Origin of the sequence: Pseudomonas sp. PA1(2017), from assembly GCF_001945375.1 — a bacterium.
Lineage (GTDB): Bacteria > Pseudomonadota > Gammaproteobacteria > Pseudomonadales > Pseudomonadaceae > Aquipseudomonas.
Genome location: NZ_MSXU01000010.1, coordinates 63683 through 75607, shown reverse-complemented (window position 1 = coordinate 75607; position 11925 = coordinate 63683). Strand labels below are relative to the sequence as shown.

General features: G+C 64.7%; 9 protein-coding genes. All 9 read left to right on the top strand.

The features are described from left to right. The first annotated feature begins 38 nt into the window (after window positions 1-38). The 9 genes from aruF to BVH01_RS14860 all read left to right on the top strand — a co-directional run bounded on the left by aruF (window position 39) and on the right by BVH01_RS14860 (window position 11810). Entirely contained in the window at window positions 39-1055 is a 1017-nt protein-coding gene (gene aruF / locus BVH01_RS14900; protein WP_075931106.1) for an arginine/ornithine succinyltransferase subunit alpha, read from the top strand. 52 nt (window positions 1056-1107) lie between these two features. Then, the gene (gene astA / locus BVH01_RS14895) at window positions 1108-2124 is read left to right on the top strand and encodes an arginine N-succinyltransferase (protein WP_075931105.1); all 1017 of its coding nucleotides are present in this window, start codon (window positions 1108-1110) and stop codon (window positions 2122-2124) included. Between the two features lie 135 nt (window positions 2125-2259). Continuing rightward, on the top strand, window positions 2260-3714 hold the full coding sequence (gene astD / locus BVH01_RS14890) for a succinylglutamate-semialdehyde dehydrogenase (RefSeq protein WP_075931104.1): 1455 nt from the start codon (window positions 2260-2262) through the stop codon (window positions 3712-3714). After that, window positions 3711-5066, top strand: coding sequence for an N-succinylarginine dihydrolase (astB, locus tag BVH01_RS14885; protein WP_075931103.1), 1356 nt, complete (start codon window positions 3711-3713; stop codon window positions 5064-5066). The genes astD and astB overlap by 4 nt, the downstream gene beginning before the upstream one ends. Before the next feature lie 39 nt (window positions 5067-5105). Further along, entirely contained in the window at window positions 5106-5390 is a 285-nt protein-coding gene (locus BVH01_RS14880) for a hypothetical protein (protein ID WP_013792219.1), read from the top strand. A 9-nt stretch (window positions 5391-5399) separates the two neighbouring features. Beyond that, window positions 5400-6410, top strand: a complete 1011-nt coding sequence (gene astE / locus BVH01_RS14875) for a succinylglutamate desuccinylase (RefSeq protein WP_075931102.1) — start codon at window positions 5400-5402, stop codon at window positions 6408-6410. 247 nt (window positions 6411-6657) lie between these two features. Further along, on the top strand, window positions 6658-7659 hold the full coding sequence (gene ltaE / locus BVH01_RS14870) for a low-specificity L-threonine aldolase (protein ID WP_075931101.1): 1002 nt from the start codon (window positions 6658-6660) through the stop codon (window positions 7657-7659). A gap of 173 nt (window positions 7660-7832) precedes the next feature. Continuing rightward, window positions 7833-10457, top strand: a complete 2625-nt coding sequence (alaS, locus tag BVH01_RS14865; protein WP_075931100.1) for an alanine--tRNA ligase — start codon at window positions 7833-7835, stop codon at window positions 10455-10457. 114 nt (window positions 10458-10571) lie between these two features. Beyond that, window positions 10572-11810, top strand: a complete 1239-nt coding sequence (locus tag BVH01_RS14860; RefSeq protein WP_075931099.1) for an aspartate kinase — start codon at window positions 10572-10574, stop codon at window positions 11808-11810. Window positions 11811-11925 lie beyond the last annotated feature (115 nt).

Sequence of the window (11925 nt, the reverse complement as noted above, 5' to 3'; positions counted from 1 at the left end):
AGGGCTGCAACGCCCCAGCCTTGCTGAAGGAGTGAACCATGCTGGTTATGCGCCCTGCGCGAATGACCGATCTCGCCGAAGTGCAGCGCCTGGCCGCGGACAGCCCGGTGGGCGTCACCTCGCTGCCCGACAACGCCGAGCGCCTGCGCGACAAGATCGCCGCGTCGGAAGCGTCGTTCGCCGCCGAAGTCAGCTTCAACGGCGAGGAGCGCTATTTCTTCGTGCTCGAAGACAGCGAAACGGGTCGCCTGTCCGGCTGCTCGGGCATCGTCGCCTCGGCTGGCTACTCCGAGCCTTTCTACAGCTTTCGCAACGAGACCTTCGTTCACAACTCCCGCGAGCTGAAGATCCACAACAAGATCCACGTCCTGTCGCTGTGCCACGACCTGACCGGCAACAGCCTGCTCACCAGCTTCTACGTTGAGCGCGGGCTGGTCGACAGTGTCTGGGCCGAGCTCAATTCCCGTGCGCGCCTGCTGTTCGCCGCCTGCCACCCGGAGCGCTTCGCCGACGCCATGGTGGTGGAGATCGTCGGCGAGAGCGACGACGCCGGTGAATCGCCGTTCTGGGACGCGGTCGGCCGGCATTTCTTCGGCATGAGCTACGGCGAGGCCGAGCGCTTGTGCGGGCTGCGCAGCCGCGCCTACCTGGCAGAGCTGATGCCCCATTACCCGATCTATGTGCCGCTGCTGCCCGATGCCGCTCAGGAGTCCATGGGCCTGGTGCACCCGCGTGCCCAGGTGTCGTTCGACATCCTGATGCGCGACGGCTTCGAAACCGACCACTACATCGACATCTTCGACGGCGGCCCGACCCTGCATGCGCGCACCTCCGGCATTCGCTCCATCGCCCAGAGCGCGCTGGTGCCGGTGGTGCTCGGCGAGGCAGGGGAGGGCGGCCAGGCTTACCTGGTCAGCAACGAGCAATTGCAGGGGTTTCGTGCGGTCGTCGCCCAATTGGATTGGGCGCCTGGTCAGCCCGCGGTGCTCGATCCGCAGACCGCGCAGGTCCTTGGTGTCGCCGAAGGCGGCCAGGTAAGGCTGGTGGCGGTATGAGTTTTCCAACCATGAGCGCCACCCGTCTGGCTCGCGATTTTCCGGAGGCAGCATGATCGTTCGCTCCGTACGTGCCGGTGACCTGCCGGCACTGATCGACCTGGCACGCAGCACCGGCACCGGCCTGACCACTCTGCCGGCCAACGAAGCGCGCCTGGCCTACCGGGTCGGGCGCGCCGAGAAAACCTTCAGCGGCGAAGCCGAGCGCGGCGATTGCGACTACATGTTCGTGCTCGAGGACGATGACGGCCGCGTGCTGGGCATTTCCGCCATCGCCGGCGGCGTCGGCTTGCGCGAGTCCTGGTACAACTACCGGGTCGGCCTGACCGTTTGTGCGTCTCAGGAGCTGGGCATCCACCGCCAGGTGCCGACGCTATTCCTGGCCAACGACCTGACCGGTCATTCCGAACTGTGCTCGCTGTTCCTGCATGCCGACCATCGCACCGGCCTGAACGGGCGCTTGCTGTCCAAGGCGCGGCTGCTGTTCATCGCCGAGTTTCGTGAGCGTTTCGGCGAGAAGATCATCGCCGAGATGCGCGGCGTGTCCGACGAGCAGGGCCGTTCGCCGTTCTGGGAGTGCCTGGGTCGGCACTTCTTCCGCATGGAGTTCTCCCAGGCGGACTACCTCACCGGCGTCGGTAACAAGGCGTTCATCGCCGAGCTGATGCCGCGGTTTCCGCTTTACACCTGCTTCCTGTCCGAAGCCGCCCGCGAGGTGATCGGCCGAGTGCACCCGAACACCGAACCGGCGCTGGCGATGCTCAAGTCCGAAGGCTTCAGCTACCAGGGCTATGTCGATATCTTCGATGCCGGCCCGGCCATCGAGGCGGAGATCACGAAGATCCGCGCGATTCGCGACAGCCAGCTACTGGTGCTGGCCATCGGCACGCCGGGCGACGATGCGCCAGTGTACTTGGTGCACAACCGCAAGCATGCCGATTGCCGCATTACCGCAGCCCGTGCGCGTATGGCTGCCGGGACGCTGGTGGTCGACCCGCTGACCGCCCGGCGCCTGCGCCTGAATGTCGGCGATCAAGTGCGCGCAGTGCCCTTGGCGGTAAAGGCCTGAGCCACCGTTTCTGATGTGACCTGGGGCGGCGCGCCGCCCCGACCGGCAATGTTGCCATAGAGCGACAGCCGTGACAGGTAGCAGGTCAGCGCCCAGCGCTGGCTTGTGCAACCGTGAAGCCTGGAGTGATAGACCATGAGCACGCATTACATTGCAGGTCTCTGGCAGATAGGACAGGGCAGCACCCTGGAGTCCCTCGACCCGGTCAGCCAGCAGGTGCTCTGGGTGGGCCGCGAAGCCGACGGGGCCCAGGTCGAGGCGGCTGTGCAGGCGGCCCGCGAAGCCTTCGCCGAATGGGCGGCGGCACCATTGAGCGAACGAATCGCACTGCTCGAGCGCTTCGCCGCCGTATTGAAAGCCCGGCAGGACGAACTTGCCCGCACCATCGGTGAAGAAACCGGTAAGCCGCTGTGGGAAGCGATCACCGAAGTCGCCAGCATGATCGGCAAGGTGGCCATCTCCATCCACAGCCATGCCGAGCGCACCGGCCAGCGCAGCGGCGCCCAGGGCAGCGTGCTGCGCCACAAGCCCCATGGCGTGGTCGCCGTGTTCGGCCCGTACAACTTTCCCGGTCATCTGCCCAACGGGCATATCGTGCCGGCCCTGCTGGCCGGCAATACCGTGGTGTTCAAACCCAGTGAGCAGGCCCCGAAGGTCGCCGAGCTGACGCTCAACTGCTGGATCGAGGCCGGCCTGCCGGCTGGCGTGCTGAACCTGGTGCAGGGCGCGCGGGAAACTGGCGCGGCACTGGCGGCTCACCCGGGTATCGACGGCCTGTTCTTCACCGGCTCCAGCCGCACCGGCAATCAATTGCACGCACAGTTCGGCGGCCACCCGCAAACCATCCTGGCTCTGGAAATGGGCGGCAACAATGCACTGATCGTCGATCAGCCTGCCGATGTCGATGCGGCGGTGTATTGCATCGTCCAGTCCGCATTCATTTCCGCCGGCCAGCGCTGCACCTGCGCCCGCCGTTTGCTGGTGCCCGAAGGCGATTGGGGCGACGCGATGCTGGCGCGGCTGGTCAGTGTGGCTGCCAGCCTCAAGGTCGGCGCCTTCGATGCCGAGCCGGCGCCGTTCATGGGCGCGGTGATTTCCCTGGACGCCGCCCAGCACCTGCTCAAGGTGCAGGAGCGGCTGATCGACAAGGGCGCGCGGCCGCTGCTGGACATGAGCCAGCCGCTCGAAGGCGCGGCGCTGCTGACGCCTGGCATCATCGATGTCACCGCCGTGCAACCGCGCGCCGACGAAGAAGTGTTCGGGCCCTTGCTGCAAGTGATTCGCTATGCCGATTTCGACGACGCCATCGTCGAAGCCAACGCCACCCGTTTTGGGCTTGCGGCCGGGCTGCTGTCCGATTCGCGTGAGCGTTACGAGCAGTTCTGGTTGCGCAGCCGAGCCGGCATCGTCAACTGGAACAAGCCACTGACCGGCGCCGCCAGCAGCGCGCCGTTCGGCGGCATCGGCGCGTCGGGCAACCATCGTCCCAGCGCCTATTACGCGGCGGATTACTGCGCCTATCCGGTCGCTTCGCTGGAAAGCGAGCAACTGGCGTTGCCCGACAGCCTGGCACCGGGAGTCAGCCTATGAGTCGACTCACCTCCTGCGAGCTGAACATCGACGGGCTGGTCGGCCCGACACACAACTACGGCGGGTTGTCGTACGGCAACGTGGCCTCGCAGAACAACTGCCAGGTGGCGTCCAACCCGCGGGAAGCGGCGCGTCAGGGCCTGGCGAAGATGAAGGCACTGATGGACATGGGCTACGCCCAGGCGGTGCTCGCGCCCCAGGAGCGCCCCGATGTGCAGGCGCTGCGTGCCTGTGGTTTCACTGGCAGCGATGCCCAGGTGATCGAGAAGGCAGCGCGCGAGGCCATGCCGCTGCTGGTCGCCAGTTGCTCGGCCTCGAGCATGTGGACGGCCAATGCGGCGACCGTCAGCCCCAGCGCCGATACCGCCGACGGGCGCGTGCATTTCACCGCGGCCAACCTCAACTGCAAGTTTCACCGCTCCATCGAACATCCCACCACCAGCCGAGTGCTGGCAGCGATGTTCGCTGACGAGCGCCATTTCGCTCACCACGGCGCCTTGCCCGCCGTCAGCCAGTTCGGCGACGAGGGCGCGGCCAACCATAGCCGCTTCTGCCGCGACTATGGCGAGCGGGGCGTGGAGTTCTTCGTGTTCGGCCGCAGTGCCTTCGACCTGCGCTTGCCGGCGCCGCAGCGCTACCCGGCGCGCCAGACCCTGGAGGCTTCCCAGGCCGTGGCCCGGCTGCACGGCCTCGCCGATGACGCCGTGGTATTCGCCCAGCAGAACCCTGCGGTGGTCGATCAGGGCGTGTTCCATAATGACGTGATAGCCGTGGGTAACGGCCAGGTGCTGTTCCATCACGAAGATGCCTTTCTCGACAGCGAGCGGGTGGTGGGCGAGCTTGGCGACAAGCTGGCGCGCCTCGGTGGGCAGTTGCAATCGGTGTGCGTGCCGCGCCACGTGCTGGGTGTCGAGGATGCGGTGCGCTCCTATCTGTTCAACAGTCAGCTGTTGAGCCGTGCCGACGGGCGTATGCTGTTGGTGGTGCCAGAGGAATGCCGCGGCAATCCGCGGGTCTGGGCCTACCTGCAGACGCTGCTGGGCAGCGACGGGCCGATTGCCGAGGTTCGTGCCTTCGACCTCAAGCAGAGCATGCAGAACGGTGGCGGCCCCGCCTGCCTGCGTCTGCGTGTAGCCTTGCAGGCAGAGGAGCTGGCGGCGATGAACCCGGGCGTGATGCTGACGCCGGAACTGTACGAGCGGCTGCTGCGATGGGTCGACTGCCACTATCGTGATCGCCTGAGCGAGCATGACCTGGCCGACCCGCAGCTACTCGACGAATGCCGCACGGCGCTGGATGAGTTGACGCAAATCATCGATCTTGGCGCCGTGTACCCCTTTCAACTCATTTGAGCGGCTCGATGGCGAGCCGCCAACCCTACTGGAGTTACCATGAGCGACGCCCTGCAACTGATTCTCGAAGACGCCGACGGCACCCAGCTGGAAACCTCGTGCACCCGTTTTGCCGTAATGTGGCAAGGTAAGGAAGTGTGGATTCAGCAGGTCGGCAACGGCCAGCTGATGATCGGCGTGGATGTCGCCGAAGGTGATAGCGAATACGCCAATCTGCTGCTGCGCCCGCTGGCCACCAACCTGGTCAGCCTGGAGCTGGAAATGGAGCCGGCCGATGACGGCGCCGACGACGACCATGTCCATGGTCCGGACTGCAATCACTGAGGAACGCCCATGCTCGCCCTCGGCAAACTGCTCGAACTGACCCTGACCGGCCATGAGCCGGCCTCGAAGATCCAGTTGACGCCGCAGGGCACGCGCTTGCGCTGGCTGGCCGAGGGCGCCCTCGAAATCACCCCGGCCTGCGGGCGCGACAACGGCATGGACCTGTTGCTGTCCGCGGGCATCCACGGCAACGAGACCGCGCCGATCGAATTACTCGACCGCTTGCTGCGGCGCATCGCTCGCAGCGAGTTGCAGCCGCGCGCACGCGTGCTGCTGCTGTTCGGCAACCCGGCAGCAATGCGCCATGGCGAGCGTTTCGTCGAGCAGGACATCAACCGCCTGTTCAGCGGCCGTCATGAGCTGAGCAGTGGCGGCGAGGCGATGCGCGCCTGCGAACTGGAACACCTGGCGTCGTCGTTCTTCATCGACTCCGGCCGCGAGCGCCTGCATTACGACCTGCACACGGCGATCCGCGCCTCGCGTATCGAGCAATTCGCCCTTTACCCCTGGGCCGAGGGGCGTCGCCAGTCGCGCCGCGAATGCGCGCGCCTGCAGGCCGCCGGTATCGATGCGGTGCTGCTGCAAAGCAAACCCTCGACCACCTTCAGTGCCTACACTTACGCCGAGCTGGGCGCCGAAGCCTTCACCCTCGAGCTAGGCAAGGCCAGGCCGTTCGGCCACAACGAGCTGGTCAATCTGGATCGCCTCGAATTGCGTCTGCAGGCGCTGATCGAAGGCAACGAGCCGCCGATCGAGGAGCGCGCCGTCGAGCACCTCAAGCTGTTCGCCTTCTCCCGCGAGCTGATCAAGCACAGCGATGCCTTCGTTCTGCACTTGCCTGCCGACGTGGAGAATTTCACCGAGCTGGAGCCCGGCTATCTGCTCGCCGAAGACCTGGCCAACAGCCGCTGGGTGGTGGAAGAGCAGGGCGCACGAATCATTTTTCCCAACCCTAAAGTCCATAACGGTCAGCGTGCCGGCATCCTGCTGGTGCCCGCTGCCGACTCTTCACTGGAGTGACCGCTTAGAATCTGTTCATGATCTTGCAGCCCGGGCTTGTCGATTTTGGCAGCTAAGTGGCGGTAGCGGCTGGCAGCCACTTGTGGGAACGGGCCATGCCCGTGATTTTGCGGGTATGGCCCGCTCCCGCAGGTAAAGCAACGATTTCCGCTCCTGCCTCATGACTGCCGCTTCATGCATATCAAGATCATGATCAGGCTCTCGGCAGCGCTGCCAATCCACGTTGTTTACTTGCACAGGAGTGCCCATGCGAATCATCGATCTGCGTAGCGACACCGTGACCCAGCCCTCAGCCGGCATGCGCGAGGCGATGCTGGCCGCCGAACTGGGCGATGACGTGTACGGCGAAGATCCGACCGTCAATCAGCTGGAGCAGCGCCTGGCGCGGGATCTCGGCTTTGCCGCGGCGCTGTTCGTGCCCACCGGCACCATGAGCAACCTGCTTGGCCTGATGGCCCACTGCGAGCGGGGCGACGAATACATCGTCGGCCAGCAGGCGCACACCTATAAATACGAAGGTGGCGGCGCGGCGGTGCTCGGCTCGATACAGCCCCAGCCGCTGGACATGGAACTCGATGGCTCCCTGGATCTTGACCGGGTCGAAGCGGCGATCAAGCAGGACGACTTCCATTTCGCCCGTACCCGTCTGCTGGCCCTGGAAAACACCATGCAGGGCAAGGTGCTGCCGCTGCAGTACCTGGCCGAGGCTCGCGCCTTGACGCACAACAAGGACCTGGCGCTGCATCTGGATGGCGCGCGGCTGTTCAATGCGGCGGTCAGGCAGGGTGTCGACGCGCGGGAAATCACCCGCCATTTCGACTCGGTGTCCGTGTGCCTGTCCAAGGGCCTGGGGGCGCCGGTCGGCTCGGTGCTGTGCGGCAGCGAGGCGTTGATCGCCAAGGCTCGTCGTCTGCGCAAGATGGTCGGCGGCGGCATGCGTCAGGCCGGCGTGCTGGCGGCAGCCGGGCTGTACGCGCTGGACCATCAGGTCGAGCGCCTGGTGGAGGATCACGCCAATGCCGATTCCCTGGCGGCCGGCCTGCGCGAGCTGGGCTATTCGGTCGAGCCGGTGCAGACCAACATGGTCTACGTGCAGATCGGCGAGCGCGCCTCTGCGCTGAAGGACTTCTGCGCCGAGCGGGGTATCCGCCTGAGCGCCGCGCCACGCCTGCGCATGGTCACGCATCTGGATGTCGATGCCGGCGCCATGGCTCAGGTGATCGAAGCCTTCGCCGCCTTCCGCGCCTGAGAAGGCCTGCGTGCAGTGCCAGGCAGTGGCCTGGCCGCTGCGGCCCTGTGTTTTCCGGCCATCGCGCCGCCTGCAAATAATTCAGCCCTTGCCCTAGCCGCCGCGGACAAGCCCGATATAATGCGGGCTTTTGCCGGCTCTGCCGTGGCCGCCTGTTTTCCTGGAAATTGCCAATGAAAAGCGCAGAAATCCGTGAAGCTTTCCTGAGCTTCTTCGAAGAGAAGGGGCACACCCGTGTCGCTTCCAGCTCCCTGATTCCGAACAACGACCCCACGTTGCTGTTCACCAACGCCGGCATGAACCAGTTCAAGGACTGCTTCCTGGGCCTGGAAAAGCGCGCCTATACCCGCGCCGCCACCAGCCAGAAGTGCGTGCGCGCCGGTGGCAAGCATAACGACCTGGAAAACGTCGGTTATACCGCGCGTCACCACACCTTCTTCGAAATGCTCGGCAACTTCAGCTTTGGCGACTATTTCAAGCGTGATGCCATCCACTTCGCCTGGGAATTCCTGACCGGCGACAAGTGGCTGAAACTGCCCAAGGACAAGCTCTGGGTCACGGTGTACGCCACCGATGACGAGGCCTACGACATCTGGAACAAGGAAGTCGGTGTGCCGGCCGAGCGGATGATCCGCATCGGCGACAACAAGGGCGCGCCGTACGCTTCCGACAACTTCTGGACCATGGGCGATACCGGTCCGTGCGGCCCCTGCACCGAAATTTTCTTCGACCATGGCGAGCACATCTGGGGCGGCCCGCCCGGCAGCCCGGAAGAAGATGGCGACCGTTACATCGAGATCTGGAACAACGTGTTCATGCAGTTCAACCGGACCGCGGACGGCGTGCTGCACCCGCTGCCGGCGCCGAGCGTGGACACCGGCATGGGCCTGGAGCGCATCAGCGCGGTGCTGCAGCACGTCAACTCCAACTACGAGATCGACCTGTTCCAGAGCCTGCTGGCTGCCAGTGCCCAGGCTATCGGCTGCGCCAACAACGGTGACGCGTCGCTGAAAGTGGTGGCGGATCACATTCGCTCCTGCAGCTTCCTGATCGCCGACGGCGTCACGCCGTCCAACGAAGGCCGCGGCTACGTGCTGCGCCGCATCATTCGTCGCGCCTGCCGCCACGGTAACAAGCTGGGCGCCAAGGGCAGCTTCTTCCACAAGATCGTCGCGGCCCTGGTCAGTGAGATGGGCGAAGCCTTCCCTGAGCTGAAACAGCAGCAGGCGCACATCGAGCGCGTGCTGAAAACCGAAGAAGAGCAGTTCGCCAAGACCCTGGAGCAGGGCCTGAAGATCCTCGAGCAGGATCTGGCCGAATTGCAGGGCTCGGTCATCCCGGGCGAAGTGATCTTCAAGCTGTATGACACCTACGGCTTCCCGATGGACCTGACCGGCGATATCGCCCGCGAGCGCGAGCTGACCCTCGACGAGGCCGGCTTCGAGCGTGAGATGGAAGCTCAGCGCGTGCGTGCGCGCTCCGCCAGCTCCTTCGGTGTGGACTACAACAGCTTGGTCAAGGTCGACAAGGACACCCGTTTCCTCGGCTACGGCGCCACGGTTGCCAGTGGCGAACTGCTGGTGCTGCTGCGCGACGGCCAGCCCGTCGACACCCTCAACGAGGGCGAGGAGGGTGTCGTAGTGCTCGACCAGACGCCGTTCTATGCCGAGTCCGGTGGCCAGATCGGTGACTGCGGTTTCCTTGAAGGCCCGGGTGTGCGCTTCGACGTGCGCGACACCACCAAGGTCGGTGGCGCGTGGCTGCACCACGGCGTGGTCAGCAAGGGCAGCCTGAGCGTCGGCGCCACCATCAACGCCGAAGTGGACGCTTCGGTGCGTACCGCCACCGGCCTCAACCACTCGGCTACGCACCTGCTGCATGCCGCGCTGCGCCAGGTACTTGGCGAGCACGTGCAGCAGAAAGGCTCGCTGGTCGACAGCCAGCGCCTGCGTTTCGACTTCAGCCACTTCGAGGCGATCAAGCCTGAGCAGCTCAAAGAACTGGAAGAGATCGTCAACCGCGAAGTGCGTCGCAACACCCCGGTACAAACCGAGGAAATGGACATCGAGAGCGCCAAGGCCAAGGGCGCCATGGCGCTGTTTGGCGAGAAGTACGGCGACAGCGTGCGCGTGCTGACCATGGGCGACGGCTTTTCGGTCGAGCTGTGCGGCGGCATTCATGCCAACCGTACCGGCGACATCGGCGTGTTCAAGATCGTCAGCGAAGGCGGTGTGGCCGCCGGCGTACGTCGTATCGAGGCAGTCACCGGCGCAGCGGCATTCGCCTACCTGAACGGTGCCGAGGAGCAATTGAAAGAGGCGGCGAGCCTGGTCAAGGGCAGCCGCGACAACCTGCTCGACAAGCTCGCGGCGGTGATCGATCGCAATCGTCAGCTGGAAAAGGAGCTGGAGCAGCTCAAGGCCAAGGCCGCCAGTGCGGCAGGCAGCGACCTGGCCGGTTCGGCCGTGGACGTCAAGGGCGTGAAAACGCTCAGCGCGCGCATCGATGGCCTTGATGGCAAAGGCCTGCTGGCGCTGGTCGATCAACTGAAGAACAAGCTCGGCAGTGCGGTGATCCTGCTCGGCGGCGTGCAGGACGACAAGGTCGTGCTGGTGGCTGGCGTGACCCAGGACCTGACCGCCAAGCTGAAGGCCGGCGACCTGATGAAACAGGCCGCTGCAGCCGTAGGCGGCAAGGGCGGTGGTCGTCCGGACATGGCGCAGGGTGGCGGGGTCGATGTGGCTGCGCTCGATGGCGCCCTGGCGCTGGTCGGCCCGTTCGTCGAACAGGGCCTCTGAGGCCTGTAACTCAAGCGTGACCGCGTCGCCCGCCATGCCCGGCGAACGACGCGGTGGTGTGCGGTGGTGTTGTCTGTTTAATGGGCGCCCTTCACGGGCTGAGGCAGCTTTGAAATGGCTTTGATCGTACAGAAATTCGGCGGTACCTCCGTCGGCACCGTCGAGCGAATCTCGCAGGTCGCCGAGAAGGTGAAGAAATTCCGCGAGAAGGGCGACGATATCGTCGTCGTGGTATCCGCGATGAGCGGCGAGACCAATCGCCTCATCGACCTGGCCAAGCAGATCAGCGATGACCAGCCGATCGCTCGCGAACTCGACGTGATGGTCTCCACCGGTGAGCAGGTGACCATCGCGCTGCTGGCCATGGCGCTGATCAAGCGTGGCGTGCCGGCGGTGTCCTACACCGGCAGCCAGGTGCGCATCCTGACCGACAGCGCGCACACCAAGGCACGTATTCTGAGCATCGACGACACCAATATCCGCGCCGACCTCAAGGCCGGTCGCGTGGTGGTCGTCGCCGGCTTCCAGGGCGTGGATGAGCAGGGCAACATCACCACCCTCGGCCGCGGCGGTTCCGACACCACCGGCGTTGCCCTGGCGGCGGCGCTGAAGGCCGATGAGTGCCAGATCTACACCGATGTCGATGGCGTTTACACCACCGATCCGCGTGTGGTGCCCAAGGCCCAGCGCCTGGAGAAGATCACCTTCGAAGAGATGCTGGAAATGGCCAGCCTCGGTTCGAAGGTGCTGCAAATTCGCTCGGTGGAGTTCGCCGGCAAGTACAACGTCCCGCTGCGCGTTCTGCACAGCTTCCAGGAGGGTCCGGGCACCCTCATTACCCTTGATGAAGAGGAATCCATGGAACAGCCGATCATCTCCGGCATCGCCTTCAATCGCGACGAAGCCAAGCTGACCATCCGTGGCGTGCCTGACCTGCCGGGCGTTGCGTTCAAGATTCTCGGCCCGATCAGCTCCGCCAACATCGAAGTGGACATGATCGTGCAGAATGTCGCGCACGATAACACCACCGACTTCACCTTCACCGTGCACCGCAACGATTACCAGAACGCTCAGCAGGTGCTCGAAGCCACTGCGCGCGAACTCGGTGCTCGCGAAGTGGTCGGAGACGTTAACATCGCCAAGGTGTCCATCGTTGGTGTGGGTATGCGTTCCCATGCCGGTGTGGCCAGCCGTATGTTCGAAGCGCTGGCCAAGGAGAACATCAACATCCAGATGATCTCCACTTCCGAGATCAAGGTCTCGGTGGTCATCGAAGAGAAATATCTGGAATTGGCGGTGCGCGCCCTGCACACTGCGTTCGAACTCGATGCCCCGGCCCGTCAGGGCGACTGAGGCATCCTGCAAAAGGCGCGGCTACCCGCGCCTTTTGTTGTTTTGGTTGGTGTTGGTGGAACTTTCCTTCCGTCCGTACTGGTCAATACTTGAGTGCTGGCCTGTTGCTTTCGCG

Bases quoted from the DNA above. Each gene is read 5' to 3' on its own strand.
- BVH01_RS14860 (WP_075931099.1), top strand. From the start codon at position 10,572: ATGGCTTTGATCGTACAGAAATTCGGCGGTACCTCCGTCGGCACCGTC.
- astD (WP_075931104.1), top strand. From the start codon at position 2,260: ATGAGCACGCATTACATTGCAGGTCTCTGGCAGATAGGACAGGGCAGC.
- astA (WP_075931105.1), top strand. From the start codon at position 1,108: ATGATCGTTCGCTCCGTACGTGCCGGTGACCTGCCGGCACTGATCGAC.
- astB (WP_075931103.1), top strand. From the start codon at position 3,711: ATGAGTCGACTCACCTCCTGCGAGCTGAACATCGACGGGCTGGTCGGC.
- astE (WP_075931102.1), top strand. From the start codon at position 5,400: ATGCTCGCCCTCGGCAAACTGCTCGAACTGACCCTGACCGGCCATGAG.
- ltaE (WP_075931101.1), top strand. From the start codon at position 6,658: ATGCGAATCATCGATCTGCGTAGCGACACCGTGACCCAGCCCTCAGCC.
- alaS (WP_075931100.1), top strand. From the start codon at position 7,833: ATGAAAAGCGCAGAAATCCGTGAAGCTTTCCTGAGCTTCTTCGAAGAG.
- aruF (WP_075931106.1), top strand. From the start codon at position 39: ATGCTGGTTATGCGCCCTGCGCGAATGACCGATCTCGCCGAAGTGCAG.
- BVH01_RS14880 (WP_013792219.1), top strand. From the start codon at position 5,106: ATGAGCGACGCCCTGCAACTGATTCTCGAAGACGCCGACGGCACCCAG.